The following is a 26209-nucleotide window of genomic DNA, read 5'->3' as shown; positions in this document are numbered from 1 at the left end:
CGGTCCACCCAGTCCAGGAGCCCGTCGAGCGATGAACGAGCGCAGCACTCCCGCGGAGCGTTCGGGTGATCGCCAGGACCCCGACGCCGAGACGCCGCAGCCACCGGCCGGGGACGACGCGGTGCCGCGTCTCGGACCACGACCGATCGAACGCCCGGCCGTCGATCCCGCGGTCGCCGCGGTGTTCGGGCGGCCCGGCGGCATCGACGGCGGCTTCGCCGCGCCGCGCAACGGTTCCACGCCGCCCTCGCGCACCACGCTCGTGGCCCCACCGCCCGCCGCGCTGGCGAGCGCGTTCGGCAGGCCAGACCCCTCCGCGCCGTCGCTGCAGCGCCCCGAGAACGGCGCGGGCGCACGGGGCGGCGGTGCGCACGGCGACGACGCGTTCTGGACCGACGGCGCCGAACGCGACCCGTGGCGCGACCCGGAGAGCGCGGCCGCGCTCGGACCGCCCGCGGGCCCGCCGTCCCGCAACGGCTCGGCCGTCCGGGGGGAGGGCGCGCGGCTCAGCCTGCGCGAGGTGCTCTTCGGCAAGCGGGTCGACCCGAAGGCGCTCATCGCGCTCGGCGTCATCGCGGTGCTCGTCGGCGCGGCGGGCGGCCTCGTCGGCCGCTTCACCGCCGAGGGCGCCGACGGGCTCACCGACCCCGATCCCACCATCACGCAGTCGGTCGAGGCGCGGGAGCGGCCGCCGGGTTCGGTCGCCGACATCGCCCGCCGCACCGTGCCCGCCGTCGTCTCGTTCGAGATCCGCGTGGGGGACGAGGGCGGCGGCGGCTCGGGCGTCATCATCGACCCGGCCGGCTACGTGCTCACCAACAACCACGTGGTCGCCCCGGCGGCCGAGGCGAGCGGCGCCCAGATCGAGGCCGTGTTCCACGACGGCACGCGCACCGGCGCGCAGATCGTCGGCCGCGACCCGAAGACCGACCTCGCCGTCGTCAAGGTGGAGGTGGCCAACCCGGTCGTGGCGACGATCGGGTCCTCGAGCGAGCTCGCCGTGGGCGACGGGGTGATCGCCATCGGCTCCCCGCTGGGCCTGGCGGGCACCGTCACCGAGGGCATCGTCAGCGCCGTGAACCGCCCGGTGCGCCTGGACGGCGCCGGCACGGACACCAACGCGGTGATCGACGCCGTCCAGACCGACGCGGCCATCAACCCGGGCAACTCGGGCGGGCCCCTGGTCGACTCCACCGGCGCCGTCGTCGGCATCAACACCGCGATCCGCAGCCTCGGCATGGGCGAGGGCGGCTCCATCGGTCTCGGGTTCGCGATCCCCATCGACGACGCCCGCGGCATCGCCGAGGAGCTCATCCGCGGTGGCGCGGTCACCCACGCCGAGATCGGCATCAACGCCCGCTCCGTCAGCGACGGCACCACCGACGGCGCGCAGGTGCAGAACGTCCAGCAGGGCGGCTCGGCCGAGGCGGCGGGCATCATCGAGGGCGACGTGATCGTCCGGCTCGGGGAGCGGCCGATCGCCGGCGCCGACGAGCTCGTCGTCGCCTACCGCGAGCACAACCCCGGCGACACCGTGGCGGTCGAGCTGATCCGCGAGGGCAGGCCGCTCACCGTGTCGGTCGTCCTCGGCTCGGACTGACAGTAGGCTGGCATCGTGTTCGACAGCATCGGCTGGGGCGAGATCGTCGTGTTGATCGTGGCCGGGCTGTTCATCCTCGGCCCCGAGCGCCTGCCGTCCGCGGCCGCGTGGGCCGCCCGCGCCATCCGCCAGGTCCGCGACTACGCCACCGGGGCGCGGGAGCAGCTGCGCGGCGAGCTCGGCCCGGAGTTCGACGAGCTGCGCAAGCCGCTCGAGGAGCTGCGGGGCCTGCGCAACTTCAACCCCCGCACGGCGGTCCAGCGCACCCTGTTCGACGACGACCCGCCCGCGCCGAAGCCCAACGGCCACGCCCCGAAGCCGAACATGACGAAGAGCACCCCACCCCCGGCGCCGACGCCCCCGATCCTCACGAAGAACGAGGTCCCCCCGGTCGACCCGGACGCCACCTAACCCACACTGCCGCACCTTGGAGCCATAGCGCTGTCCTGGCGTCTCAGGAACAGCAGTACGGCTCCAAGGTGCGTGGTGCGTGGTTCAGGGGCGGTGGGTGTGCCAGTCCGTCGCCTGCTGGAACGCGTGGGCCGCAGCCAGCACCGCGTTGTCGGCGTGCCGGGGGCCGACGATCTGCAGGCCCACCGGGAGGCCGGCGGTGAACCCGCACGGCACGCTCGCCGCCGGCTGCTGGGTCATGTTGAACGGGTAGGTGAACGGGGTCCAGGACGTCCAGCGCTCCCGGGGCCAGCCCGCGGGCACCTCGACCCCGGCCTCGAAGGCGGGGATCGGCACCGTCGGGGTGAGCAGCAGGTCGTAGCGGCTGTGGAACTCGCCCATGCGGGCGCCGAGGTCGTTGCGCACCGCCATCGCGCCCAGGTACTCCACGGCCGAGGCCCGCGCGCCCTGCTCGGCGACGGCGACGAGCCCCGGGTCCATCTGCGCCCGCGCGGCGGGGCCGGTGTTCTCGAGCGACTTCGCCACGCCGGCGAACCACAGCAGCTCGAACGCCTCGACCGGGTCGGTGAACCCGGGGTCGGCCTCCTCGACGTCGGCGCCCAGCTCGGTGAACACCCGCACCGCGGCCGCGAACGCCGCCGCGACGCCGGGGTGCACGTCGACGTAGCCCAGCGTGGGGCTCACCGCGATCCGCAGCCCCGCCACGCCGCCCTCCAGCGCGGCCACGGCCGGGTCGGTGGGGGCCAGCGCCCACGGGTCGCGGGTGTCGGCGCCGGACACGACGTCGAGCAGCAGCGCCGCGTCGGCGGCCGTGCGCGTCATCGGTCCGACGTGCGCGAGCGTGCCGAAGGGGCTCGCCGGGTGGTGCGGCACCCGCCCGTAGGTGGGCTTGAGGGTGGTGGTCCCGGTGAAGGCGGCGGGGATGCGCACCGAGCCGCCGCCGTCGGTGCCCAGGCTCAGCGGGCCCATCCCGAACGCCACCGCGGCCGCGCTCCCGCCCGACGAGCCACCGGCGGTGCGGGTGGTGTCCCACGGGTTGCGGGTGACGCCGGTGAGCGGGTTGTCGGTGACGCCCTTCCAGGCCAGCTCGGGCGTGGTGGTCTTGCCCAGCAGCACGGCGCCCTGCTCGCGCACCCGCGCGACGTGCGGGCCGTCGACGTCCCACGGGCCCGCCGGGTCCACGGTGCGCGAACCGCGCCGGGTGGGCCAGCCGCGGGTCAGCAGGATGTCCTTGATCGAGGTCGGGACGCCGTCGAGCACCCCGACGGGCTCGCCGCGCTGCCAGCGGTCCGCCGACGCCTTCGCGCTCTCGAGCGCCCCGTCCGCGTCGACGAGGCAGAACGCGTTGACATCCCCGTCGTGGCGCTCGATGCGGCGCAGCGCGGCCTCGGTGGCCTCCACCGGCGAGAGCTCCCCGGAGCGGTAGGCGGCGACGAGCTCGGTCGCGGTGAGGTCCGCGATGCGGTCCGTCGTGTGCTGCGTGGTCATGCCGATGCTCCCGAGGTCGTCACGTAGCCGAGGGACTTGTCCACGACGTTGCGCAGCGGTTCGCCCGCGCGGTAGCGGGCGAGGTTGTCGCGGAAGACCTCCACCAGCGACTCGCGCCAGCCGATGAGGTCCCCGGACATGTGGGGCGAGACGATCACCCCGGGCAGCTCCCACAGCGGTGAGCCCGCCGGGAGGGGCTCGGCCGCGAAGACGTCGAGCGCGGCGCCTGCGATGCGGCCCGCCCGCAGCGCCTCGACGAGGTCGGGCTCGACGACCAGGGCTCCCCGGCCCACGTTGATCACCCGGGCCGAGGGTCGCAGCAGCGCGAGCGCGTCGGCGTCGAGCATGCCGCGCGTGGCGTCGGTGAGCGGCGCGGCGAGCACGAGCCAGTCGGCGCGGGGGAGCAGCCGGGGCAGGCCGTCGAAGTCGCGGCGCCCGACCAGCTCCACCACCATCCCGACGGCCTCGAGCAGGCGGGCGATCGCGCGCCCGATCGGGCCGCCCCCCACGACCACGGCGGTGCGGCCGGCGACGGGCTCGGTCTCGCGGTGGCGCCACTCGCGCCGCGCCTGCGCGGCGAGGGTGCCGGGGAGGTCCTTGGCCATGGCGAGGACCAGTCCGAGCACGTACTCCGCCATGGGCGCGTCGAACACCCCGCGCGAGTTCGTCAGGGTGACGGGCGCGGAGAGCAGGCCGGGGAAGGTGAGCCGGTCGACGCCGGCGCTGGCGGTGTGCACCCAGCGCACGGAGTCGGCGGCCGGCCAGGCGTCGCGGACGGCGTCGGAGGTGAAGTCCCAGACGAGCAGCACCTCGGTGCCGGGCAGGGCCTGGGCCAGGGTGTCGGCGGTGGCGAAGCGCAGGCCCTCTTCCTCGAGGCCCGGCGGACGATCGTCACCGTGCAACACGGTGATCGTCGGGGTGGCACGCTGACCTGCAGAAACGGGCAATTCGGCGAGACCTTCCCGAGCCGGGGCACGACCATTGACACGCTAGGAAGCGCTCGTACTATTGTCAACAATCCGCGGCGCTGCGGTACCCCTCGGACGCCGGGAGCGGCTCATGTCGAAGTTCATCCGCATCACCCTCGCCCGTCGTGCTGTGTCCTGCGTGGCCGAGCTCCTGGAGAAGGACGCCCCGCGCACCAGCGCCGCCGTCTGGCAGGCGCTCGAGGGCGGTCCGCTCGGCGGCGACGCGCAGCACGCCAAGTACGCGCGCAACGAGGTCTACACGATCGTGCCGCGGTTCGCGCAGATCGCCAGGGAGAACACCACGATCACGCCGATCCCGGGCGACGTCGTGCTGTTCGACTTCGCAGGCGGCGTGCTCGACAGCGCGTTCAAGGCCGACCAGGGCATCGACCAGGACGAGGGCGGCATCGACCTCGCGATCTTCTACGGCCGCAACAACCTACTGATCAACGGCGATGTCGGCTGGGTGCCGGGCAACGTCTACGCCACGATCGTCGAGGGTCTCGACGGCATGGCCGAGGCCTGCCACGACGTCTGGCGTTCCGGCAGCGTCGGCGAGCGGCTGGTGTACGAGCGGCTCGACCCCGCAGACGCCCGGTAGCCACCGGTGCCCACGGAGCTCTCGGTCGGCCTCACGGAGCCGGCCCGGCAGCAGGGGATCGGCGTCGTCGCGCCGTTCGACTTCGCCCTCGACCGCGAGCTGTGGCGGTGGGCGCCCGAGGACGTGTCGCTCTACCTCACCCGGCTGCCGTTCTTCACCACCCCCGTCACCGTCGAGATGGCGGTGGCCTGCGGCGACCGGCGGGCGGTCCGTCGCGCCACCCGCGACGTCCTGACCCCCGAGCCCGGCGTGGTCGCCTACGCCTGCACGTCCGGCAGCTTCGTCGAGGGTGCCACCGGCGAGGAGGTGCTGCGCCGCACGATCGAGGACGCGGGGGCACCGGTCGCCACCACCACGTCCGGCGCCTTGATCGACGCGTTGCGGGTGCTCGGCATCGCGCGGCTGGCGATCGCCACGCCCTACGTCGAGCCGGTGACGCGCCGGCTCGTCGCGTACCTGGCCGAGCACGGCGTGCGCACGGTGGCGAGCGAGGGGCTGGGCCTGCTGGGCAACATCTGGCGGGTCAGCTACGCCGAGGTCGTCGAGGTCGTCAGCGCCGCGGACCGCGACGACGCCGACGCCCTGTTCATCAGCTGCACCAACCTGCCCACCTACGACCTCATCGAGCCCCTCGAGCAGGCGCTCGGCAAACCGGTCCTCACCGCCAACCAGGTCACCATGTGGGCCGCGCTGCGGGCACTGGGACGCGAGGCGGTGGGCGGCGGCAGCCTGCTGACCGCGAAGGACCAGCACGCACCCGGACACCTCACACCAGGAGTCGTATGACACCCACCGTCGGCATCCTCTACCCGGGCTTCTCGGCCGAGGACGACTACCCGCTCGCCGAGAAGCTCCTCGGCGGCCCGCGGCTGCCGCTCGTGCACACCGAGATGCGCGAGGACGCGCACCGCGTCGACGCGCTGCTCGACATCGGCGGCGACGACGTGCTGGCCGATGGCGTCCGCGCGATCGACGCCCCGCTCGACTCCGTGGTGTGGGCCTGCACCAGCGGGAGCTTCGTGTTCGGCTGGGACGGCGCGACGTCGCAGGTGGAGGCGCTCGCGGCGACCGCGGGCGTTCCCGCGTCGAGCACGTCCTTCGCGTTCGTGGACGCGTGCGCGCGGCTGGGCGTCACACGCGTCGCGGTGGGCGCCACCTACCCCGACGACGTGGCGGAGCGGTTCGTCGCGTTCCTCGGGGTGGCCGGCATCGAGGTCCTCTCGCTGTCGGCGAAGGGGATCATCACCGCGGCCGAGGTCGGCACGCTGCCCGAGGACACCGTGCTCGAGTTCGCCGCGGCCGCCGACCACCCCGACGCGCAGGCCGTGCTGCTGCCCGACACGGCGCTGCACACGGTCGGGCTGCTCGACCGGCTGGACGCGCGGGTGGGCAAGCCGGTGCTGACGGCCAACCAGGTGAGCATCTGGCAGGGGCTGCGGCTGGCGGGCGCGGACACCCCGCGGGCGGGCTTCGGCGCCCTGTTCGCGGCCTGACCAGGAGGAACCTTGGACCTGAGCGAGCTGGAACCGGTGGAGCGGCGGTCGACGGCCGCGATCGTCGCCGACCGCCTCCGCACGGCGATCATGCGTGGCACCTTCCCGCCGGGCACCCAGCTCGGCGAGGTGGAGCTCGCGGCCCGGCTCGGCGTGAGCCGCGGTCCGCTGCGGGAGGCCATGCAGCGCCTGGTCGCCGAAGGACTGCTGCGCAGCGAGCGGCACCGGGGCCTGTTCGTGCGGGACCTGGACGAGGCCGACGTCCGCGACGTCTACACGGCCCGCGCCGCCGTCGAGCGGGCCGCCGGCCTCCTGCTGCTGACCGGCGACCGGGCGGTTGCGGCCGAGCGACTCACCGCCGCCCTGGAGCGGATGGAGGAGGTCGCGGACGACCCGGTCGCGCTCGCCGACGCCGACCACGCCTTCCACCACGAGTTCGTGGCCGCATCGGGCAGCCCGCGGCTGCGCCGGATGGCCGACGCGCTGCTCGTGGAGACCCGGATGTGCCTCGCCGCGCTGCAGGACACGCTGCCGCCGGCACCGGCGTTGATCGCCGAGCACCGGGAGCTGCGCGACGCGGTCCGCGACGGCGACACGGCGCGGCTCACCTCGGTGCTGGAGGCGCACATGACCGACGCGGTGGAGCGCATCCTGGCCCCGGAGGCCTCGCCCGGAGCCCCCGCCGTCCCCGCCTGACCCTGCCGCGCCCCGCCGCGGCGACGCCTGCAGGCCGAGGGGCTCCGACCCCTGGTGGCCGCGGGTGGAGTCGGTCATCATCGACGCCATGGCCACGCCCGACGTGCTGTCCTTCCTCGTCGACGGCACCATGACCGGCCAGTTCGCCGGTCGCGACCACGGCGGCACCGTCTCGGTGATCCTCGTCGACACCGACGTCCCCGGGGCCGGGCCCCGCCTGCACCGGCACCCCTACGACGAGACCTTCGTCCTCCACAGCGGAGAGGCGGAGTTCACCGTGGCGGCCGAGCGCCTGACCGCACGCGCGGGCCAGGTCGTCGTGGTGCCCCCGTGGACACCGCACAAGTTCGTCAACACCGGTACCGACCGGTTGGTGATGACGAACATCCACGCCAACGACGAGTTCGTGACGGAGTGGCTCGAGGAGCCCTGATCACGCCGCGACGAGCGTGAACGCCAGGGTGGCGCTGCACGCGAGCAGCATGCCGGTGCAGTTCAGGAACAGGTTGCGGCCGTAGTCGGCCGCGCGCAGGTGCGCGGCCAGCGCGATGAGGAAGTAGGCCACCAGCGCGGCGCTGGTGAGGATCGCGAGCGGCCGGAACCAGATCCCGGCGACCAGCCCGGCGGCGGCGGCGAGCTTCAGCGGCGGCAGCACCCACCAGTACCGCTGCGGGAAGCCGACGTCGACGAGGCACTGGCGGATGAAGGGCAGCGGCCTGCGGCACATGACGGCGTCGCCGACCTGGACGAGGGCCAGCGCCGCGAGCGGCCACCACGGGTCGATCATGTCTACTCCTCGGTCGTTCCTCCTGGACGCTTTACGGACGTGGCGGGGACCGCGGTCGTGACGTGCAGGGGCGTGAGCCGGGACACACTCGCGGGTGCGCCCGTCACGGCGGGCCGGCGGCAGCGGCTTCTCCATCCGGCGTGCTTCGACTCACCGGTCGGTCGTCAGAGGAGGGCTCCTCCGGAGACCTCGATGCGTTCTGCCGTGATCCAGCGCATGTCCGCGGACGTGAGCGCGGCGATGGCGTCGCCGATCTCCTCGGGCTTGCCGACCCGGCCGAGCGCGGTCTGCGCGGCGAGGGCCCCCCGCAGCTCGGGGTCGTCGCGCATGGCGCCGCCGTTGAAGTCGGTGGCGCTCGGGCCGGGTGCGACCGCGTTGATCCGGATGCCGCGCGGGCCGAGCTCGGCGGCCAGGCTGCGGGAGAAGGCCTCGACCGCCGCCTTCGACGCCGAGTAGACCGACGTTCCCGGGCTGACGTGACGGGTCAGGGAGGTCGACACGTTGATGATGCGGCCGCCCTCGGCGAGGTGCGGCACGAGCGCCTGGATGAGGAAGAACGTGCCGCGGAGGTTGGTGTGCACGAGCGCGTCGAAGCTCTCCACCGTCACGTCCTCGAGCCGACCGAACAGCCCGATGCCGGCGTTGTTGACCAGGACGTCGAGCTTCCCGCTCGCCCACCGGGCGCGGATCTCGTCGGTCAGCTCGGTGGTGAAGGTCGCGAACGACCCGACGTCGCTGATGTCGAGCCGCTTCGCGACCGCGTCACCGCCCGCTTCCTGGATCATCTGCACGGTCTCCGCGGCCCCCGCCGCGCCGTCCCGGTAGGTCACCACGACCTTCGCGTCACGGTGGGCGAGTGCGAGCGCGGTGCTGCGCCCGAGCCCTCGGTTCGCGCCCGTGACCAAGGCGATCCGGTGTTCTGCCATGAGCGTGCTCCTTCGACGACGTCGACCCGGACGAGCAGGCTGCCTGCCTCTCGATCTTCGGCTGCAGCCAAGTAAGTAATTACTGATTTACTTCAATGTAGGGTCGCTCCTGCCCGGCGTCAAACGCACGCACCGAGACGGAGACCACATGCCCCCACGCGACGCTCAGGCGACGAAGGCCCGGATCCTCCAGGCGGCAGTCGCGGAGTTCGCCGAGCACGGCCACGCCGGCGGCCGTGTCGAACGGATCGCTCGGGAGGCCGGAACCAACATCCGGATGATCTACGCCTACTTCGGCAACAAGGACGGGCTCTTCGACGCCGCGCTCACCAGCGCGATCCAGTCCATGGCCGCGAGGGTCCCACCCCGACCGGACGATCTACCCGCCTGGGCGGGCGAGCTGTTCGACTACCACCAGCGCGAACCCGCGGCCCTCCGGATCAACATGTGGGCACAGCTCGAACGCCCCCAGGCGGCGTCCGAGCCGCTGGAGAGCTACCTCGCGAAGACCACCGCGGTCGCCGGCACGGACAGTGCCCCGCTGACCGCCGTCGACCTTCTCGTCTTCATCTACGCCGTCTCACAAGCCTGGTACCTGACACCCGTCGGCCTGCTGAAGGCCGACGGTGGTGACCCGCAGGCTCCGGAACGGATCGCGGCGCACCGGGACGCCGTCATCACCGCCGTGACGCGCATCGTGCAACCAGGCAGCACCGACCTGACCCGACAGCGACCAGAAGGAGCTCACCATGACTGAGGTCATCACCGGCGCGGACGGGCTCGCCCACCTCGCGCCCGCCGCGACCTGACGCGCGACCCTCAGGCCCGCGCCGCGGCCACCTCGGCCAGTCCCTCGTGGCAGGACGGGTGCCGCGGGGCCCAGTCGAGCTCCTCGCGCGCCTTGGCGTTGGAGACCCGGATCCGGGTGCGGGCCATCAGCGCATGCAGGTAGGGCAGCGGCCGCAGGACCCAGGCGGGCACTCGGCGCGGGGGTGGGGCGCCCACCGCGGCCGCGAGAGCGTCCACGAACTCGTCGAAGCCGACCGGGTGGTCGTCCACCACGTTGTAGGCCTGACCCGGCCTGCCCCGCTCCAGTGCGGCGACGGTCGCGGCAGCGGCGTCCTCGAGGTGGACCGGCGAGGTGACGCCCGCGGGAGCCGGCGCCGGGAGGCGCCTGCGGCGAGCGAGGTCCAGCAGTGCCGCCGTGCTGCGGTCGGAGCCGTAGAACAGGCCGTAGCGCAGCGCGATCCCCTCGACGCCGGTCGCGCCGAGGACCTGGTCCTCGTTGGCGCGCATCGAGCGGAGGTGGACGTCGAAGGCGTCGCCCGTGAGCTCCCCGAACGGCCGGTCCTCGGTCACGGGGGCGCTGCCGTGGTCGCGGTAGCCGTACCCGAGGAAGAACGACTGCGTGACGAACCGGCGCGCGCCGATCTGCGCCGCGCAGCGCAGCAGGTGCGCGGTGCCCCGGTCGCGCAGCGCGTTCGTCGCGTGCAGGTGCCGGTGGCGGGTGGGGGTGCGCTCGAGCGCGGTGGCCTGGTGCACCACGGCATCGGCGCGCACGTCCGCGAGCGCGCGCAGGAGCCCCGGCTCGTCGAGGAGGTCGGCGCGCACGGCGCGGGCCCCGGCCGCCCGGATCCGGGCCAGCCCCGACGGTGAGCGGCTCAGCCCGGTCACGGCGTGCCCCGCGGCGACCAGCTGTGGGACGAGCACGGTGCCCAGCGCACCGCTCGCCCCCGCGACGACGACGTCCACGATCTCCTCCTCGGTTCGTTCCTCCCCCAGGGACGACGCGCCGGGCGTTGGCGTGACACGCGCAGCAGTGGCCCACGTCATACCCGGGGTACGGTCCGCGGGGCGGGCGGGGCGACGCCCTTGCCCCGCGGCGGCCTCGCGTGCTTCCATCGACAGGGATTGTCGACAATCTGACAAGCGAGACGACAAGGCAAGGAGCGTCATGGCGCAGCTGTCCCCGGCCCTGAAGCAGGCCACGCCCGTGCAGGTGGCGCGCGGCGAGGGCGTCCACGTCGTCGACACCGCGGGGAGGCGCTATCTCGACTTCACCGCCGGCATCGGCGTCACGAGCACCGGGCACTGCCACCCGAAGGTCGTGGCGGCCGCGCAGGAGCAGGTGGCCACGCTCATCCACGGCCAGTACACGACGGTGATGCACCAGCCGCTCCTGCGCCTGGCCGAGCGGCTCGGCGACGTGCTGCCGCCCGCCCTGGACCGCGTCTTCTTCCTCAACTCCGGCAGCGAGGCCGTCGAGGCGTCGGTGCGGCTGGCCCGCCAGGCCACCGGCCGCTCGATGGTCGTGGCGTTCGACGGCGGGTTCCACGGCCGGACGATGGGTGCCGCGGCGCTCACGACGTCCGGGTCGAAGATCCGCGCCGGGATCGGACCGCTGATGGGCGGCGTCGCGTTCGCGCCGTTCCCGTACGCGTTCCGCTACGGCTGGAGCGAGGACGAGGCCGTGGCGTTCTCCCTCCGGGAGCTCGACCGCCTGCTCATCACCGCCGCGCCGGCCGCGGACGTCGCCGCGTTCATCATCGAGCCCGTGCTGGGCGAGGGCGGCTACGTGCCCACGCCGCCCGCGTTCCTCGCCGGGCTGCGGGAGCGCGCCGACGCCCACGGGATCCTGCTGATCGCCGACGAGGTGCAGACCGGGTTCGGTCGCACGGGCAAGTTCTGGGGCCACCAGCACGCCGAGGGTGCCACCCCGGACATCCTGATCACGGCGAAGGGCCTGGCCAGCGGCTTCCCGCTGTCCGGCATCGCGGCGAGCGAGGAGCTCATGGCCAAGGCGTGGCCCGGGTCGCAGGGCGGCACCTACGGCGGCAACGCGGTGGCCTGCGCCGCCGCGCTCGCCACCCTCGACGTCATCGAGGAGGAGGGCCTGGTCGCCAACGCCGCGGAGCAGGGCCTGCGCCTGCGGGACGGTCTGCAGAAGGTGGCGGCCGACCACCCGGGCATCGCCGACGTCCGCGGGCTCGGGCTGATGGTCGGCAACGAGTTCTGCACCCCCGACGGCGCGCCGGACACGGCCGCGGCCACCCGCGCCCACGCCGCCGCGGCGGAGAAGGGCCTGCTGCTGCTCACCTGCGGCCCGCACGGCAACGTCGTGCGGATGATCCCGCCGCTGATCGTGAAGGCCGAGCAGGTGGACGAGGCCGTGGCGATCTGGGCGGAGGCGGTGCGCGCATAGGCCCCCCCGCACCTTGGAGCCATCCTGCGCGTTGAGAACGCTCACAACCTGCAGGATGGCTCCAACGTGCGCCCTGGTTCGCTACTTGCGAACGGGGCTGATGTTCAGGCTCATGCCGGCCAGGCCGCGGGAGCGGACCGTCAGCTTCTCCGCCACCGCGCGCAGGGCCTGCGCCGACGCGCTCTCCGGCTCGGCCAGCACGATCGGGTTGCCGGAGTCGCCGCACTCGCGAAGCCGGGGCTCCAGCGGCACCTGCCCGAGCAGCGGGACCGGGGCGCCGATGGTGCGGGTGAGGGAGTCGGCCACGGTCTGGCCGCCGCCGGAGCCGAACACCTCCATGCGGGTGCCGTCGGGCATCTCCATCCACGACATGTTCTCGACGACGCCGGCGAGGCGCTGACGGGTCTGCAGCGCGATCGAGCCTGCCCGCTCGGCCACCTCGGCCGCCGCGGTCTGCGGGGTGGTGACCACCAGCAGTTCGGCGTTGGGCACGAGCTGCGCGGTGGAGATCGCGATGTCGCCGGTGCCGGGGGGCAGGTCGAGCAGCAGGACGTCCAGGTCGCCCCAGTACACGTCGGCGAGGAACTGCTGCAGCGCCCGGTGCAGCATCGGGCCGCGCCACACGACGGCGTCGTTGCCCGGGGTGAACATCCCGATCGAGATGACCTTCACACCGTGCGCCTGCGGCGGCATGATCATGTTCTCGACCTTGGTGGGCCGGTCGGTGGTGCCGAGCATGCGGGGCACCGAGTGGCCGTAGATGTCGGCATCCACCACGCCCACCGAGAGGCCCTTCTCCGCCATCGCGGCGGCCAGGTTCACGGTGATCGACGACTTGCCGACGCCGCCCTTGCCCGACGCCACGCAGTAGACGCGGGTGAGCGAGCCGGGCTGGGCGAACGGGATCACCGGTTCCGCCGCGTCGCCGCGCAGGCTGCGGCGCAGCTCCGTGCGCTGCTCGTCGCTCATGACGTCGAGCTCGACCTCGACCGCGGTGATCCCGGAGACCTTCGAGACGGCCTCGGTGACCCGCGCGGTGATCGTCTCGCGCATGGGGCACCCGGCGACGGTGAGGTACACGCCCACGTGGGCGCGCCCCTCCGGCGACACCGCGACGCCCTTGACCATCCCCAGGTCGGTGATCGGCTTGTGGATCTCGGGGTCGTCGACGGTGGCGAGCGCGGCCCGCACGGCCTGCTCGACGGTGCTGGTGCTCTCGGTGGTGGACATCAGGGGTTCCGCTGGACCTTCCATCGACGGCGCGACGCTGCCGGGTGCGGCTGCCCACACCCTCCACCCACTGTACGTCCGTGCCCTCGTCGCCCCGCGTCCGTAGCATCGTGGCCCGTGACGGACACCGCCGCTCCCAGCGCGCCCACGCAGGGGCACGGAGATGCCGAGCCCGCCGCACCGCGCCAGCGGTCCGGGCCGACGCGCGAGCAGCTGGCGGCGTGGCGGTCGTTCCTGCGGGCGCACGCCGCGATCACGCGGGCGCTCGAGGCGGAGCTCGTGGGTGAGCAGGACCTCTCGCTCGCCTCCTACGACGTGCTCGTCCAGCTGGCCGAGGCGCCGGGGCGGCGGCTGCGGATGACCGAGCTCGCGGAGGCGGTGCTGCTGTCCCGCTCCGGCGTCACGCGCCTGGTCGACCGGCTGGAGAAGGCCGGGCTCGTGTCCCGCTGCCGGGTCGAGGGCGACGGGCGCGGGGTCGCCGCCCTGCTCACCGAGGCCGGGCTCGGCCGCCTGCGCACGGCGTCGCGCACCCACCTGCGCGGGGTGGCGCAGCACTTCGTGGCGCGGCTGGACGACGCCGACCTGCACGTGCTGGACCGGATCAGCCGTCGCCTCGCCGACTGAGCCTCGCCCGAGCCCGCTCGGTGGCCGGGTCCGGCTCGGCGCCGAGCCGCTCGCAGAGCTTGTCGAGCTCGCCGCGCAGGTAGTCCCGGGTGGCCACCTCGCCCACCGCGATGCGCAGCGCGGCGAGCTCGCGGGCCAGGTACTCGGTGTCGGCCTTCGTCCGCTCGGCGCGGGCGCGGTCCTCCTCGAGCGAGACCCGGTCGCGGTCGTCCTGGCGGTTCTGCGCGAGCAGGATCAGCGGCGCGGCGTAGGCGGCCTGCGTGGAGAAGGCCAGGTTGAGCAGGATGAAGGGGTAGGGGTCCCAGCTGCCGAACCACGCGGTGAGGTTCAGCGCGATCCACACGATGACGATCACGGTCTGGATCGCGAGGAACCGGCCGGTGCCCAGGAACCGGGCGATCCGCTCGGAGAAGCGGGCGAACCACTCGGGGTCGACCTCGAACCGGGCGCGGCCCAGGAGCGGCTGGTCGAGCCGTCGGTAGGTGGTGTTCTCAGGCATCCGACACCTCGCTGGTCTGGTCGGGGTCGGTCAGGCGGTCGCGCCAGTCCGGCGGGAGGAGGTGGTCGAGGACGTCGTCCACGGTGACGGCGCCGAGCAGGTGGTCCTCGCTGTCGACCACGGGGCCGGCCACCAGGTTGTAGGCCGCGAAGTACCGGGTGATCTCACCGAGCCTGGCGTGCGGGGACAGGCGCGCGAGCTCGCTGTCGACGACGCCCGCCACCAGCTCGAACGGCGCCGCCCGCAGCAGCCGCTGCGCGTGCGCGCACCCGAGGTAGCGCCCCGTCGGGGTCTCCGACGGGGGCCGGCAGACGAACACCATGCTGGCCAGCGCGGGTGGGATGTCGGGGTTGCGGATGCGGGCGAGCGCCTCGGCCACGGTGGCGTCCGGGCGCAGGATCACCGGCTCCGGGGTCATCAGACCGCCCGCGGTGTCCGACGAGTAGGTCATCAGCCGGCGCACCGGTGCCGACTCCTCAGGCTGCATCAGCGCGAGCAGCGCGTCGGACTCGGCGTCGGGCAGCTCGTGCAGCAGGTCGGCCGCGTCGTCGGGGGACATCGCCTCGAGGACGTCCGCGGCCCGCTCGGGCGACAGGTGGGCGAGCAGGTTGCGCTGGTCGGCCTCGGACAGCTCCTCGAACACGTCGGCGAGCCGCTCGTCGTCGAGGCCGTCGACCACCTCGAACTGGCGCTTCTCGGGCAGCTCCGACAGCGCGGCGGCGACGTCGGCCGGTCGCATGGTCTCGAACACCGACAGCAGGCCCTCGGTGCCCTGCCGGTCGGTGAGCGAGAGGCCGGTGACCGCGCGCCAGGGCAGCACCTGCACGGGCTCACGCCGCCCGATCCGGTGGCGGCGGACGCGCACGGCCAGCCGGCCGACGACCCAGTCCCGGGAGCGCGTCGGCTCGATCGCCGCGTCGACGACCACCGCGTCCTCCCCGCTCTCGACGATCCGGACGGGGGCGTCGAGCATCTGCCCCACCAGCAGCGCCTCGTTCGGGCGCTGCGCGAAACCCCGCAGGCTCACCGAGCCGGTGGCGAGGGTGACGGCGCCGGGGTCGATCGCGGTGACCCGCAGCATCGGCACGAAGATGCGCCGCCGGGTGGCGAGCTCGACGACCACGCCGAGCACCCGCGGCGGGCTCGCGTCGACCCGCAGGGTGGCGACGAGGTCGCGCACCTTCCCGATGCGCTCGCCGTCGGGCCCGAACACGGCGAGGCCCACCAGCCGTGCGACGTAGACCCGTTCGACGCCCATGCGCGGAAGCCTAAGGTGCCGCTGTGGATCCCCTCCGGTACGACGTGGTGGACGTGTTCACCGCGGACGGCGCCTACACCGGCAACCCGCTGGCCGTCGTGCACGGGGCGACCGTGCTCGAGACCGCGCAGATGCAGGCGATCGCGGCGGAGTTCGGGCTCTCCGAGACCGCGTTCCCGCTGCCGCCGACGACCCCGGATGCTGATTACAGACTGCGGATCTTCACCCCTGCGCGCGAGCTGCCCTTCGCCGGGCACCCGAGCGTCGGGGCCGCGTGGGTGCTGGCGCAGGCGGGACTGATCCGCACCGGCGAGGTCGTGCAGGAGTGCGGGGCGGGGCTGCTGCCCGTGCAGGTGAACGCCCACGGGGCGCGCGTCGACGGGGGCCGGCCCGAGGTCGGACCCGTGCTGGACGGCGCGGCGCTCGCGGCCGCCGTCGGGCTCGGCGCCGCCGACCCGGACGCGGACGTGCCGGCCGGGGTCGCCGCGGCGGGCGTGCCGTTCGCGTTCCTGCCGGTGCGCCCGGACGCGGTCGCGCGGGTCCAGGTCGACCCGGTGGCACTCGGCCGTGAGCTGTCCCGGGTACCCGACCTCGTCGGCATCGCCGTGGTCGCCTTCGACCGGGCCGCCTGGCGGGCGCACCTGCGGATGTTCGCGCCGGAGGCCGGCGTGGTCGAGGACCCCGCCACCGGCTCGGCCGCCGTCGCGCTCGGCGTCTTCCTGGCCGATCGGGGCCTGCTGGCCGCCGACGGGCAGACGGGGTTCGTGGTCGCGCAGGGCGCGGAGATGGGGCGCCCGTCCCAGCTCGCAGTCGTCGTCACCGCGCGCGGTGGCGCGGCGGTCGCCACCTCGGTGCAGGGCGGGGTGTCGCGGGTGGCCCGCGGCGAGCTGCTCGCCCTCCCCTGAGGGGCTGAGAACCTCCTCACCTCGCACGGCCGCGGGCGGGGTCGCGTGCCAGCATCGGCCCAACGCCCCGTGCCGCACTCGACGAGGAGTCCGCCCGTGACCACGACCCAGACGACCCAGCTGCGTGCCCGCCGCTCCTGCCTCGCCGTCCCGGGATCGAGCCAGAAGTTCATCGACAAGGCCCGCACGCTGCCCGCCGACCAGGTCTTCCTCGACCTCGAGGACGCCTGCGCGCCGCTGGCCAAGCCCGGGGCCCGCAAGACGATCGTCGAGGCGCTGAACGAGGGCGGCTGGGGCGAGCGGATCCGCGTGGTCCGGGTGAACGACTGGACCACGGAATGGACCTACCGCGACGTCACCGAGGTCGTCGAGGGCGCGGGCGCGAACCTCGACGCGATCATGCTGCCCAAGGTGCAGACCGCGGAGCAGGTCGTCGCCCTCGACCTGCTGATCACGCAGATCGAGAAGGCCATGGGGTACGAGGTCGGGAAGATCGGTATCGAGGCGCAGATCGAGAACGCCCTCGGCCTGACGAACGTCAACGCGATCGCGACGGCGTCCCCGCGTGTCGAGACGATCATCTTCGGCCCTGCCGACTTCATGGCCTCGATCAACATGAAGTCCCTGGTGGTGGGGGAGCAGCCCCCGGGCTACGACGTCGGCGACGCCTACCACCACATCCTGATGAGCATCCTCATGGCCGCCCGCGCCCACGACAAGCAGGCCATCGACGGCCCGTATCTGCAGATCAAGGACGTCGACGGGTTCCGCCGGGTCGCCGGCCGCTCGGCCGCGCTGGGCTTCGACGGCAAGTGGGTGCTGCACCCGGGCCAGATCGACGCGGCCAACGAGACCTTCAGCCCGCGCCAGGAGGACTACGACCACGCCGAGAACATCCTCGACGCCTACGAGTACTACACCTCCGAGGCGGGTGGGAAGCGCGGCGCGGCGATGATCGGCGACGAGATGATCGACGAGGCCAGCCGCAAGATGGCGCTGGTGATCTCCGGTAAGGGCCGGGCCGCGGGGATGCAGCGCTCCGACCGCTGGACGCCCCCGGAGGGGTGACGCGCGTCGCGCTCACCGTGTGCGGACGTTCACAGCGTGCATCACCGAGCGCGGGGGATACTGCCCGGTAACTCGCCCAGCGTCGGGAGGACGTCCGATGGCCAAGCTCGCCCAGACCGCCGGTCTCACGGAGATCCAGCAGGAGATCCTGTCGACGGTCCGCTCGTTCGTGGACAAGGAGATCCTCCCCCACGCCACCGCGCTGGAGCACGAGGACACCTACCCGCAGGACATCGTCGACGGGATGAAGGAGATGGGCCTGTTCGGGCTCACCATCCCGGAGGAGTTCGGCGGGCTCGGGGAGTCGCTGCTGACCTACGCGCTCGTCGTCGAGCAGATCGCGCGGGGCTGGATGAGCGTCTCCGGCGTGATCAACACCCACTTCATCGTGGCGCACATGATCACCCATCACGGCACCGACGAGCAGAAGCAGCGCTACCTGCCGCGGATGGCGGCGGGGGAGGTGCGCGGGTCGTTCTCGATGTCGGAGCCGGACCTGGGCTCGGACGTCGCCGCGATCTCCACGAAGGCGGTCGCCGACGGGGACGACTTCGTGATCGACGGCGCGAAGATGTGGCTGACCAACGGCGGCACCTCCAACCTGACCGCGGTGCTCGTGCGCACCGACGAGGGCGCGGAGCGGGCGCACCAGAACCTCACGTGCTTCCTCGTGGACAAGCCGGAGGGCTACGGCGAGGTCGCGCCCGGGCTCACGGTCCCCGGCAAGATCGACAAGATGGGCTACAAGGGCGTCGACACCACGGAGCTGGTGTTCTCCGGCCACCGGGTGCCCGCCACCCAGATCCTCGGCGACCGGCGGGGCGGCGGGTTCGCCCAGATGATGGACGGCGTCGAGGTCGGGCGGGTCAACGTCGCCGCCCGGGCCTGCGGGATCGCCATCCGGGCCTTCGAGCTCGCGGTGGAGTACGCGCAGCAGCGCAAGACGTTCGGCAAGCCCATCGCCCAGCACCAGGCCATCGCGTTCAAGCTCGCCGAGATGGCCACGAAGGTGGAGGCGGCCCACCTGATGATGGTCAACGCCGCCCGGATGAAGGACTCGGGTGAGCGCTTCGACGTCGAGGCGGGCATGGCGAAGCTGCTGGCCAGCGAGTACTGCGCCGAGGTCACGCAGGAGTCCTTCCGCATCCACGGTGGCTACGGCTACTCCAAGGAGTACGAGATCGAGCGGCTCATGCGCGAGGCGCCGTTCCTGCTGATCGGCGAGGGCACCTCGGAGATCCAGAAGACGATCATCAGTCGGGGGCTGCTGAAGGAGTACAAGCTGCGCTGAGATGGCGGCCGTGATCGGTGCGAGGCGCGCGTCGGAGGCCTTGCGACCGCGCTCTCGTGCTTCTCGCCGAGGGTGATCGCCAGAAGTGGTGGGAGGGCGACAGATCTGTCGCTCTGGTACCACTTCTGCTGATCATGGAAACCTCCTGTGGGCGCGCCGTTCCCGGCTCGAGGCCACTGCCGCCCGCCTCGGCGCGGTCCTCGGCGCAGTCGGCCGCTCCCCTGCCTCCACCCGTCGGCGAGGTGGCCGGGTTGGGTCAACTACCGAATGTTGTGGCTGGGTGGGCGGCCGTCCCCGACCGGGCCCAGGCCTGCTCTGGACGAGCGCGTCCCTGTCGGGTGCGTGCGCACCTTGCGGTGGTCCCGCTGCACCCCCTCCTGGTGATCATCGGACCGGTCCGCGGCCGTCCAGGCGCTCGTGATCGGCGGGATCGGGACATGTGCTGCAGGGTGCAGCTCAGGTCCCCGCAACGCGTGCTCACGCCCCCGTATGGCGGCAGAAGGGGTGCGTGAGTGGGTGCGGGCCGTCGCACCGCCGGCAGAGGACCCGGTCGGGGTTCGTGGCCACCGCTTCAGTCGCGGTTCTGCGGCCAGATCCGCGCTCCGATCCGGAGCTGCCGCCCCGAGCCCCCGCATGCCGGGCAGAGCCGGAACGAGCGCGTGGCGATCGCGCCGTACGACCGCGGAGTGCCCTTGCACGACGAGCATGCCGTGAACGGGTGCAGGAGGAGCGACAGGATCCAGGCCACGAGCAGGCCGGCCCCGGCGAGGGTGAGGATGCCCGTCCCGGACAGGTCGGCAGCTGTGGCGAGCAGCGCGGTGGTGGGCAGGAACGGCATGGCGAGACACCTCCGATCCCCGGGAGCGCCCCCTTGCGGCCCCTGCCGTCCGTCCCCGGCCACTGATCAGGTTACGGAGCAGTAGCACCAACGTGAGCCGCTGAACAGGCTATGAATCCGGCGACCGAACGGCGCAACAAACCCCAACCGGCAGGCGGCCGAACGGGCGTGTGCCGCCCGGTCGGAGCCGCGGCGGCGGCGGTTGCGCAGTCCCGTGTGCGCCGGTCAGCGGTCTCGTGCGGTGTCCCGCGCCCGGCGGCGGCGGGACATCGGTGTGATGATCGTCGGTATGGGCACTTCGTCCCGGGTCTCCGCGTTGACATGATGGGGACGCCGTCAAGGCCTGGAGTCCCGACATTCGAGGAAGAGGAGGCCCCGTGACCACACCGTTCGGCGGCCCCGCGCGCACCGCGCCCGGACTGCCCAACCTGCCCACGCCGCCCACCGGGTGGCCGGTCGGGTCCTACGCCACCTACGAGGAGGCGCAGCGGGCCGTCGACCACCTCGCCGACTCCAACTTCCAGGTCCGGGACGTCACCATCGTCGGTGTCGACCTGATGCTCGTCGAGCGGGTGATCGGCCGGCTCACCTGGGGTCGCGTCCTCGCGTCCGGCGCCGCGTCCGGCGCCTGGTTCGGCCTCTTCGTGGGTCTGCTGCTCAGCCTCGTCAGCCAGGGCGGCACCTCGTTCGCCCCGATCCTGCTCGGCCTGGGCTTCGGTCTCGTCTTCGGTCTGATCTTCGCCGCGGTCACCTACCGGCTCTCGCGCGGCCGGCGCGACTTCCAGTCGGTGAGCCAGCTCGTCGCAGGCCGGTACGACGTGCTCTGCCAGCCCCGCAACGCCGAGAAGGCGCGCGAGCTCCTCGCGAAGTTGGCCATGGGCTCAAGCCCGGCCTAAATCGGGCTTGCGGTTCCCCCATTCCGCCCGTCAGCGATTGCGGCGGTACCCCGACGCGCATAGGTTCTGATCACCGGCCACTGGCCGTGATCAGTGTCACACCTGCGGGCGCCGTCGCCTGGTCGTCCGCGCTCTCGGGACGGAGAATTACATGGGGGAGCCGGTCCATTCGACGCTCCGGCGGCGACGCGGACGACCGCTCGCCGTGGCGGCCTGCGGGCTACTCGCCGCCGCCGCGGTGGCCGGGTGCAGCTCGGCCCCGCCCGGGCCGCCAGTGATCAACTTCTACACGGCGGCCGACGGCGCCAGCGCCTACGCGGCCGGTGCCGCGGCCTGCACCGAAGCGGCGAACGGCCGCTACACGGTCGTGCAGCAGACGCTGCCGAAGGCCGCGGACGACCAGCGGCTGCAGCTCGCCCGCCGGCTCGTCGCGGGCGACTCCGAGGTCGACCTCATGACCATGGACGTCACCTGGACCGCGGAGTTCGCGGAGGCCGGGTGGATCGAGCCGTGGCCGGAGGACCGCGCGGCGCAGGTCGCCGAGGGCACCCTCGAGGGCCCGCTCGAGACGGCCCGCTACCAGGGGCAGCTCTGGGGAGCGCCGCTCAACACGAACACCCAGCTGCTCTGGTACCGCACGGACCTCGCGCCGCAGCCGCCGCAGACATGGGACGAGATGATCCAGATGTCGGAGGCGCTGCACGAGCAGGGCCTACCGTCCTACATCGAGACCCAGGCCGCGCAGTACGAGGGCATCTCGGTGTGGTTCAACACGCTGCTCACCAGCGCCGGCGGCCAGCTCGTCTCGGAGGACGGCGAGGTGCTCGTCGACGACGGCGACGCCGCCCACCAGGCGACGTCGATCATGCAGCGCGTCGCGTCCTCGCCCGCCAGCGACCCGTCGCTGTCGGTGGCCCAGGAGAACGACGGCCGCCTGCAGATGGAGGCCGGGCTGGCGGCGTTCCAGGTGAACTACCCCTTCGTGAACGCCTCGATCAACACCCCGCCGCCGGACGGCGGAGGGGGCGGCACCTTCATCGACGAGCAGGGCCGCCCGACCGCAGAGGACACCGGGCGCCGGATCGTGGACGTCTTCGCCTGGGCGCCGTACCCGCGGGTCGACCCGGACCGGCCTGCGAGCGTGACGATCGGTGGCTTCAACATCGGTGTCAGCACCACCGGCGGCGACACCGACCTCGCGTTCGAGGCGGCACAGTGCCTGCGCAACCGGGAGAACCAGCTGACCAACGCCACCGAGGCCGGCGTCCCGCCGACGCTCGCCGGGCTCTACGACGACCCCGCGTTCCAGCAGGAGTACCCGGCGTGGGAGGCCATCCGCGACTCCCTGCAGAACGCGAGCGTGCGGCCGAAGACCCCGGCGTACACGAGCATCTCGATCGTGCTCGCCGACCTGCTCAACCCGCCCGCGCAGATCAACCCGGACGCGATCGTCCCGCGGATGGCCGAAGAGGTCGAACGGGCCGTGAACTCGGAAGGACTGGTGCCCTGATGTCCGTCTCGAGCACGGCCCCTGCCGCTGAGGTCGAGACCTCGGCGCAGGCGCCGAAGCACCGCGGCAAGCCGCCGCTGTCGGAGGGGGCGCGGGCCGAGCGCAAGCTCGCGTTCCTGCTCTGCGCCCCGGCCGTGATCATCATGATCGCGGTCACGGCCTACCCCATCGGCTACGCCGTCTGGCTGTCGCTGCAGCGCTACGACCTGCGCTTCCCGGACGATCAGGCGTTCATCGGCCTCTCCAACTACATCGTCGTGCTGACGTCGGGGTACTGGTGGAGCGCGTTCGGCATCACGCTGTTGATCACCGTGATCTCGGTGGCGATCGAGTTCGTGCTCGGTCTCGCGTTGGCGCTGGTGATGCACCGCACGATCATCGGGCGTGGGCTCACCCGCACGGTGGTGCTGATCCCGTACGGCATCGTCACCGTCGTCGCGGCGTTCAGCTGGCAGTTCGCCTGGACGCCGGACACCGGCTACCTGGCCAACATGCTCTCGGAGGGCAGCGCCCCGCTCACCGGGCAGGCATCGGCGATCACGCTGATCATCATCGCCGAGGTGTGGAAGACCACGCCGTTCATGGCGCTGCTGCTGCTGGCCGGCCTCGCGCTGGTGCCCGACGACCTGCTCAAGGCCGCCCAGGTGGACGGCGCGGGGCCGTGGGAGCGGCTCACGCAGATCATCCTGCCGATGATGAAGCCCGCGATCCTCGTGGCGCTGCTGTTCCGCACGCTCGACGCGTTCCGCATCTTCGACAACATCTACATCCTGACCGGCGGCTCGAACGGCACCGGCTCGGTCTCGATGCTGGGCTACAACAACCTGTTCCGGGCGTTCAACCTCGGCATCGGGTCGGCGATCAGCGTGCTCATCTTCATCTCCGTCGCACTGATCGCCTTCATCTTCATCAAGCTGTTCGGCGCCGCGGCGCCGGGCTCGGACACCGAGGGGAGGCGCTGACATGGCGGGTCAACCCGGCACCACCGGCACCGCGGGGAAGAGCAAGTGGGCGGTGGCCAACGCCCTCGTGCTGATCTACGCCCTCGTGCCGGTGCTGTGGATCGTCAGCCTGTCGTTCAAGCCGGCGAGCAGCATCACCGACGGCAACTTCATCCCGCGCGAGTGGACGCTCGAGAACTACACGCAGGTGTTCGGGGTCAGCCTGTTCACCAGCGCCCTGATCAACTCGATCGGGATCGCGATCATCGCCACCGTGCTCGCCGTCGTCATCGGCACGATGGCGGCCTACGCGATCGCCCGGCTGCGGTTCCCCGGCAAGGGCCTGCTGGTGGGCGTCTCGCTGCTGATCGCGATGTTCCCGCCGATCTCGCTGGTGAGCCCGCTGTTCGACATCGAGCGCAGCATCGGGCTGTTCGACACCTGGCCGGGCCTGATCCTGCCCTACATCACGTTCTCGCTGCCGCTGGCGATCTACACGCTCTCGGCGTTCTTCCGCGAGATCCCGTGGGAGTTGGAGAAGGCCGCGAAGATGGACGGCGCCACGCCGTTGCAGGCGTTCCGCTCGGTGATCGTGCCGCTGGCCGCGCCCGGCGTGTTCACGACGGCCATCCTCGTGTTCATCTTCTGCTGGAACGACTTCCTCTTCGCGATCTCGTTGACCTCGACCGAGCGTTCGCAGACGGCTCCCGTCGCGATCGCGAACTTCACCGGGGCGAGCGAGTTCGCCGAGCCGACCGGCTCGATCGCCGCGGCCGCCGTGCTGCTCACGATTCCCATCATCATCTTCGTGCTGTTCTTCCAGCGGCGCATCGTCGCCGGCCTGACCTCCGGCGCAGTGAAGGGCTGAACCAATGGCTGACATCGTCCTGGACCACATCACCAAGCGCTACCCCGACGGAACCGTCGGCGTGGACGACGCGAACTTCGAGATCGCCGACGGCGAGTTCATCATCCTGGTCGGCCCGTCCGGCTGCGGGAAGTCGACGACGCTCAACATGATCGCCGGGCTCGAGGACATCTCGGACGGCGAGCTGCGCATCGGCGGCGAGCGCGTCAACGAGAAGGCGCCGAAGGACCGCGACATCGCGATGGTGTTCCAGTCCTACGCGCTCTACCCGCACATGACGGTGCGGGAGAACATGGGCTTCCCGCTCAAGCTCGCCAAGGTCGACAAGGCGGAGATCAACCGCAAGGTCGAGGACGCGGCGAAGATCCTCGACCTCACCCAGCACCTGGACCGCAAGCCGGCCAACATGTCCGGCGGCCAGCGGCAGCGGGTGGCGATGGGACGCGCGATCGTCCGCAGCCCCAAGGCGTTCCTCATGGACGAGCCGCTGTCCAACCTCGACGCCAAGCTGCGCGTGCAGATGCGCACGATGGTGTCGAAGCTGCAGCAGCGGCTGCAGACCACCACGGTCTACGTCACCCACGACCAGACCGAGGCCATGACGCTGGGCGACCGCATCGTCGTGATGCGCGGCGGGAAGATCCAGCAGATCGGCTCGCCCGAGGTCCTCTACGACACCCCGGCCAACCTGTTCGTCGCCGGGTTCATCGGCTCGCCCGCCATGAACTTCCTGCCGGCGAAGGCGGAGGAGGGGACGTTCCGCACCCCGCTGGGCGACCTGCCGCTCTCCGACGAGCTGCGCCGCGCCCTCGAGGGCGGCGACGCGCCCCGCGAGGTGATCATCGGCATCCGGCCGGAGCACTTCGAGGACGCCGCGCTCGTGGAGGAGCACCAGAAGTCCCGGGGCGCCCTGTTCACCGCGCAGGTCGACGTGCTGGAGTCGATGGGGTCGGACAAGTTCGCCTACTTCAGCGTGGAGGGCGAGCAGGCCATGTCCGACGACCTGGCCGACCTGGCCGCCGACGCCGGCACCGCGGACGTGCCCGGCGGCGACTCGGGGACGCTGGTCACCCGCCTGTCGGCGGAGTCCGGGGTGCGCGAGGGCGAGCGCTCCGAGGTGTGGGTGGACACCGGCAAGATCCAGGTGTTCGACCCCTCGAGCGGTCGGAACCTCACGGCGCGGGAGGCGGCTCCCGCCGCGGCCGCCCGCTAGCCGCGAGCCTGCGCCGGCTGCCGCGCATGCAGCAGCCGGCGCACGGCTGTGGGCGTGTGTCCCAGATGGGCGCGGATCGTGCGGGTGAAGTGGGCCTGGTCGGCGAAGCCGAGGTCGGCGGCGAGCACGGCCAGGCTGTCCTCGCCGTCCGCCAGACGCCCGAGCGCCTGCCCCACGCGCACCCGATTGCGGTACCAGGTGAGCGATACCCCGAGATCGGCCGTGAACGCCCTGCTCAGCCGGTATGGCGACACGCCGAGCAGCGCGGCGAGGGGGAGCAGTCCCTCGGCTGCGGGGTGCCCGGCGACGATCGCCTCCCGGGCCCGTGCAACGAGCGCCGCGCGCCCGGCGCGAGCCGCCCCGGCGGCGGGCGTGGTCCGGTCGACGACCCGGGCGACCGTCGAAGCGATCATGCCGAGCAACTCCTCGGCCACTTCGAAAGCGGTGTCGCCGGTTCGCGCCGCAGCGAGGAGGCGCCGGTGAGCCAGCTCCAGCCGGGCGTCGACGTACACCCCTGCCTGCACGGGTGCGGCCTGCTCGCCGGCGAGCGTGCGCCAGAGGGTCGGCACGATGCTGATCGAGGTGCACCGGTCGCCCCCTGTGGGATGGGCGAACCTCTCCTCCTCGCCGGGTGAGCCGAGGTAGGCCACGGTGGGGTCGACATCGGTGAGTAGCCCGTCGGCCTGCCGCCGGAACCGCCCCCGCCGGACCAGGACCAGCCGGACGTCCTGCTGGACCTCGACCTCGGACCAATCGCGGTGCTCCTGGGCGCACGCCACGGCGGTGAGCGTGAAGGAGCCACCATCGGCGAGCGTGACCGCGGAGAGCATGCGCCGCAGGCTACGGCGGCACACCGACGGTTCCCGGGGCGCAAGGATCATCAAGACCGGCGCGGC

Annotated in this window: 28 protein-coding genes; 18 read left to right on the top strand and 10 right to left on the bottom strand. The window is 72.6% G+C overall.

Annotated features, from left to right (window positions below; all coding sequences use genetic code 11):
- Window positions 1-31: 31 nt before the first annotated feature.
- Window positions 32-1600 carry a S1C family serine protease gene (locus FB558_RS40480; protein WP_142064221.1) on the top strand — a complete coding sequence of 523 codons (1569 nt, stop codon included), beginning with the start codon at window positions 32-34 and terminating at the stop codon, window positions 1598-1600.
- Window positions 1601-1615: 15 nt separating this feature from the next.
- Window positions 1616-2011 carry a Sec-independent protein translocase protein TatB gene (tatB, locus tag FB558_RS40475; RefSeq protein ID WP_142064218.1) on the top strand — a complete coding sequence of 132 codons (396 nt, stop codon included), beginning with the start codon at window positions 1616-1618 and terminating at the stop codon, window positions 2009-2011.
- Between the two features lie 84 nt (window positions 2012-2095).
- Here tatB and FB558_RS40470 read toward each other — a convergent pair whose 3' ends face one another.
- Both FB558_RS40470 and FB558_RS40465 read right to left on the bottom strand, forming a co-directional pair.
- Entirely contained in the window at window positions 2096-3499 is a 1404-nt protein-coding gene (locus FB558_RS40470) for an amidase (protein ID WP_142064215.1), read from the bottom strand.
- Window positions 3496-4404, bottom strand: a complete 909-nt coding sequence (locus FB558_RS40465) for a D-2-hydroxyacid dehydrogenase (protein ID WP_425468165.1) — start codon at window positions 4402-4404, stop codon at window positions 3496-3498. Before FB558_RS40465 ends, FB558_RS40470 begins: the two co-directional genes overlap by 4 nt.
- Window positions 4405-4558: 154 nt before the next feature.
- Between FB558_RS40465 and FB558_RS40460 the strand changes: the two genes are divergently transcribed.
- From FB558_RS40460 to FB558_RS40440, 5 genes are all read left to right on the top strand, one after another.
- The gene (locus FB558_RS40460; RefSeq protein WP_142064209.1) at window positions 4559-5068 is read left to right on the top strand and encodes a DUF3830 family protein; all 510 of its coding nucleotides are present in this window, start codon (window positions 4559-4561) and stop codon (window positions 5066-5068) included.
- A 6-nt stretch (window positions 5069-5074) separates the two neighbouring features.
- Window positions 5075-5854 carry a maleate cis-trans isomerase family protein gene (locus FB558_RS40455; protein WP_142064206.1) on the top strand — a complete coding sequence of 260 codons (780 nt, stop codon included), beginning with the start codon at window positions 5075-5077 and terminating at the stop codon, window positions 5852-5854.
- Entirely contained in the window at window positions 5851-6561 is a 711-nt protein-coding gene (locus tag FB558_RS40450; RefSeq protein WP_142064203.1) for a maleate cis-trans isomerase family protein, read from the top strand. The genes FB558_RS40455 and FB558_RS40450 overlap by 4 nt, the downstream gene beginning before the upstream one ends.
- A 12-nt stretch (window positions 6562-6573) precedes the next feature.
- On the top strand, window positions 6574-7257 hold the full coding sequence (locus FB558_RS40445) for a GntR family transcriptional regulator (RefSeq protein ID WP_211367187.1): 684 nt from the start codon (window positions 6574-6576) through the stop codon (window positions 7255-7257).
- 88 nt (window positions 7258-7345) lie between these two features.
- Window positions 7346-7690, top strand: coding sequence for a cupin domain-containing protein (locus tag FB558_RS40440; protein ID WP_246107116.1), 345 nt, complete (start codon window positions 7346-7348; stop codon window positions 7688-7690).
- Here FB558_RS40440 and FB558_RS40435 read toward each other — a convergent pair whose 3' ends face one another.
- Window positions 7691-8044, bottom strand: coding sequence for a DoxX family protein (locus tag FB558_RS40435; protein ID WP_142064200.1), 354 nt, complete (start codon window positions 8042-8044; stop codon window positions 7691-7693).
- A gap of 164 nt (window positions 8045-8208) precedes the next feature.
- Entirely contained in the window at window positions 8209-8970 is a 762-nt protein-coding gene (locus FB558_RS40430) for an SDR family NAD(P)-dependent oxidoreductase (RefSeq protein ID WP_142064197.1), read from the bottom strand.
- 148 nt (window positions 8971-9118) lie between these two features.
- Between FB558_RS40430 and FB558_RS40425 the strand changes: the two genes are divergently transcribed.
- On the top strand, window positions 9119-9727 hold the full coding sequence (locus tag FB558_RS40425) for a TetR/AcrR family transcriptional regulator (protein ID WP_142064194.1): 609 nt from the start codon (window positions 9119-9121) through the stop codon (window positions 9725-9727).
- A gap of 62 nt (window positions 9728-9789) precedes the next feature.
- Here the strand turns inward: FB558_RS40425 and FB558_RS40420 are convergent, their stop codons facing one another.
- Entirely contained in the window at window positions 9790-10722 is a 933-nt protein-coding gene (locus FB558_RS40420; protein WP_142064191.1) for an NAD-dependent epimerase/dehydratase family protein, read from the bottom strand.
- A 202-nt stretch (window positions 10723-10924) separates the two neighbouring features.
- On the opposite strand from FB558_RS40420, the gene FB558_RS40415 reads away from it, so the two are divergent.
- A complete protein-coding gene (locus FB558_RS40415) occupies window positions 10925-12172 on the top strand; it encodes an aspartate aminotransferase family protein (protein WP_142064188.1) in 1248 nt (415 codons plus the stop codon).
- Between the two features lie 81 nt (window positions 12173-12253).
- Here FB558_RS40415 and FB558_RS40410 read toward each other — a convergent pair whose 3' ends face one another.
- Window positions 12254-13402: an Mrp/NBP35 family ATP-binding protein gene (locus FB558_RS40410; protein WP_142064185.1), complete on the bottom strand. Its 1149-nt coding sequence runs from the start codon at window positions 13400-13402 to the stop codon at window positions 12254-12256.
- Window positions 13403-13519: 117 nt separating this feature from the next.
- Between FB558_RS40410 and FB558_RS40405 the strand changes: the two genes are divergently transcribed.
- Complete coding sequence (locus tag FB558_RS40405) at window positions 13520-14026, top strand: MarR family winged helix-turn-helix transcriptional regulator (protein WP_425468164.1); 507 nt, start codon at window positions 13520-13522, stop codon at window positions 14024-14026.
- Here FB558_RS40405 and FB558_RS40400 read toward each other — a convergent pair.
- Together FB558_RS40400 and FB558_RS40395 are read right to left on the bottom strand one after the other, a co-directional pair.
- Window positions 14004-14525 (bottom strand): DUF1003 domain-containing protein, encoded by a 522-nt coding sequence (locus FB558_RS40400; protein ID WP_142064181.1) that lies wholly within the window; start codon window positions 14523-14525, stop codon window positions 14004-14006. The two genes, FB558_RS40405 and FB558_RS40400, sit on opposite strands and share 23 nt — an antisense overlap.
- Window positions 14518-15783, bottom strand: coding sequence for a magnesium transporter MgtE N-terminal domain-containing protein (locus FB558_RS40395; RefSeq protein WP_142064178.1), 1266 nt, complete (start codon window positions 15781-15783; stop codon window positions 14518-14520). The genes FB558_RS40400 and FB558_RS40395 overlap by 8 nt, the downstream gene beginning before the upstream one ends.
- Window positions 15784-15806: 23 nt before the next feature.
- On the opposite strand from FB558_RS40395, the gene FB558_RS40390 reads away from it, so the two are divergent.
- The 3 genes from FB558_RS40390 (at window position 15807) to FB558_RS40380 (ending at window position 19047) form a co-directional block, all read left to right on the top strand.
- A complete protein-coding gene (locus FB558_RS40390) occupies window positions 15807-16688 on the top strand; it encodes a PhzF family phenazine biosynthesis protein (protein WP_142064175.1) in 882 nt (293 codons plus the stop codon).
- 96 nt (window positions 16689-16784) lie between these two features.
- The gene (locus FB558_RS40385) at window positions 16785-17756 is read left to right on the top strand and encodes an HpcH/HpaI aldolase/citrate lyase family protein (RefSeq protein ID WP_142064172.1); all 972 of its coding nucleotides are present in this window, start codon (window positions 16785-16787) and stop codon (window positions 17754-17756) included.
- Window positions 17757-17853: 97 nt separating this feature from the next.
- Window positions 17854-19047: an acyl-CoA dehydrogenase family protein gene (locus FB558_RS40380; RefSeq protein ID WP_142064169.1), complete on the top strand. Its 1194-nt coding sequence runs from the start codon at window positions 17854-17856 to the stop codon at window positions 19045-19047.
- A gap of 571 nt (window positions 19048-19618) precedes the next feature.
- On the opposite strand, the gene FB558_RS40375 is transcribed toward FB558_RS40380, so the two are convergent.
- Window positions 19619-19885 carry a DnaJ-like cysteine-rich domain-containing protein gene (locus tag FB558_RS40375; protein WP_142064166.1) on the bottom strand — a complete coding sequence of 89 codons (267 nt, stop codon included), beginning with the start codon at window positions 19883-19885 and terminating at the stop codon, window positions 19619-19621.
- Window positions 19886-20262: 377 nt separating this feature from the next.
- Here FB558_RS40375 and FB558_RS40370 point away from each other — a divergent pair, with 377 nt between their 5' ends.
- The 5 genes from FB558_RS40370 (at window position 20263) to FB558_RS40350 (ending at window position 25313) form a co-directional block, all read left to right on the top strand.
- Entirely contained in the window at window positions 20263-20781 is a 519-nt protein-coding gene (locus FB558_RS40370) for a YflT domain-containing protein (RefSeq protein WP_142064163.1), read from the top strand.
- A gap of 151 nt (window positions 20782-20932) precedes the next feature.
- Window positions 20933-22291 carry an extracellular solute-binding protein gene (locus FB558_RS40365; protein ID WP_142064160.1) on the top strand — a complete coding sequence of 453 codons (1359 nt, stop codon included), beginning with the start codon at window positions 20933-20935 and terminating at the stop codon, window positions 22289-22291.
- On the top strand, window positions 22291-23253 hold the full coding sequence (locus FB558_RS40360) for a carbohydrate ABC transporter permease (RefSeq protein ID WP_142064157.1): 963 nt from the start codon (window positions 22291-22293) through the stop codon (window positions 23251-23253). Before FB558_RS40365 ends, FB558_RS40360 begins: the two co-directional genes overlap by 1 nt.
- Before the next feature lies 1 nt (window position 23254).
- Window positions 23255-24100, top strand: a complete 846-nt coding sequence (locus FB558_RS40355; RefSeq protein ID WP_142064154.1) for a carbohydrate ABC transporter permease — start codon at window positions 23255-23257, stop codon at window positions 24098-24100.
- A gap of 4 nt (window positions 24101-24104) precedes the next feature.
- Window positions 24105-25313, top strand: coding sequence for an ABC transporter ATP-binding protein (locus FB558_RS40350; protein WP_142064151.1), 1209 nt, complete (start codon window positions 24105-24107; stop codon window positions 25311-25313).
- Here FB558_RS40350 and FB558_RS40345 read toward each other — a convergent pair.
- Window positions 25310-26143, bottom strand: a complete 834-nt coding sequence (locus FB558_RS40345; RefSeq protein WP_142064148.1) for a helix-turn-helix domain-containing protein — start codon at window positions 26141-26143, stop codon at window positions 25310-25312. The genes FB558_RS40350 and FB558_RS40345 overlap by 4 nt on opposite strands.
- Window positions 26144-26209: the final 66 nt, after the last annotated feature.

This window comes from Pseudonocardia kunmingensis, assembly GCF_006716445.1.
In the GTDB taxonomy this organism is placed as follows: Bacteria; Actinomycetota; Actinomycetes; order Mycobacteriales; family Pseudonocardiaceae; genus Pseudonocardia; species Pseudonocardia kunmingensis.
The sequence above is the reverse complement of the archived record's forward strand: the minus strand, read 5'-3'. Positions and strand labels throughout refer to the sequence as shown.

Excerpts from the sequence above, each read along its gene's own strand:
- FB558_RS40345 (WP_142064148.1), bottom strand. The coding sequence starts at position 26,143 with ATGCTCTCCGCGGTCACGCTCGCCGATGGTGGCTCCTTCACGCTCACC.
- FB558_RS40460 (WP_142064209.1), top strand. The coding sequence starts at position 4,559 with ATGTCGAAGTTCATCCGCATCACCCTCGCCCGTCGTGCTGTGTCCTGC.
- FB558_RS40355 (WP_142064154.1), top strand. The coding sequence starts at position 23,255 with ATGGCGGGTCAACCCGGCACCACCGGCACCGCGGGGAAGAGCAAGTGG.
- FB558_RS40435 (WP_142064200.1), bottom strand. The coding sequence starts at position 8,044 with ATGATCGACCCGTGGTGGCCGCTCGCGGCGCTGGCCCTCGTCCAGGTC.
- FB558_RS40350 (WP_142064151.1), top strand. The coding sequence starts at position 24,105 with ATGGCTGACATCGTCCTGGACCACATCACCAAGCGCTACCCCGACGGA.
- FB558_RS40425 (WP_142064194.1), top strand. The coding sequence starts at position 9,119 with ATGCCCCCACGCGACGCTCAGGCGACGAAGGCCCGGATCCTCCAGGCG.
- FB558_RS40365 (WP_142064160.1), top strand. The coding sequence starts at position 20,933 with ATGGGGGAGCCGGTCCATTCGACGCTCCGGCGGCGACGCGGACGACCG.
- FB558_RS40450 (WP_142064203.1), top strand. The coding sequence starts at position 5,851 with ATGACACCCACCGTCGGCATCCTCTACCCGGGCTTCTCGGCCGAGGAC.
- FB558_RS40470 (WP_142064215.1), bottom strand. The coding sequence starts at position 3,499 with ATGACCACGCAGCACACGACGGACCGCATCGCGGACCTCACCGCGACC.
- FB558_RS40410 (WP_142064185.1), bottom strand. The coding sequence starts at position 13,402 with ATGTCCACCACCGAGAGCACCAGCACCGTCGAGCAGGCCGTGCGGGCC.
- FB558_RS40395 (WP_142064178.1), bottom strand. The coding sequence starts at position 15,783 with ATGGGCGTCGAACGGGTCTACGTCGCACGGCTGGTGGGCCTCGCCGTG.
- FB558_RS40375 (WP_142064166.1), bottom strand. The coding sequence starts at position 19,885 with ATGCCGTTCCTGCCCACCACCGCGCTGCTCGCCACAGCTGCCGACCTG.
- FB558_RS40400 (WP_142064181.1), bottom strand. The coding sequence starts at position 14,525 with ATGCCTGAGAACACCACCTACCGACGGCTCGACCAGCCGCTCCTGGGC.
- FB558_RS40360 (WP_142064157.1), top strand. The coding sequence starts at position 22,291 with ATGTCCGTCTCGAGCACGGCCCCTGCCGCTGAGGTCGAGACCTCGGCG.
- FB558_RS40430 (WP_142064197.1), bottom strand. The coding sequence starts at position 8,970 with ATGGCAGAACACCGGATCGCCTTGGTCACGGGCGCGAACCGAGGGCTC.
- FB558_RS40440 (WP_246107116.1), top strand. The coding sequence starts at position 7,346 with ATGGCCACGCCCGACGTGCTGTCCTTCCTCGTCGACGGCACCATGACC.
- FB558_RS40380 (WP_142064169.1), top strand. The coding sequence starts at position 17,854 with ATGGCCAAGCTCGCCCAGACCGCCGGTCTCACGGAGATCCAGCAGGAG.
- FB558_RS40480 (WP_142064221.1), top strand. The coding sequence starts at position 32 with ATGAACGAGCGCAGCACTCCCGCGGAGCGTTCGGGTGATCGCCAGGAC.
- FB558_RS40415 (WP_142064188.1), top strand. The coding sequence starts at position 10,925 with ATGGCGCAGCTGTCCCCGGCCCTGAAGCAGGCCACGCCCGTGCAGGTG.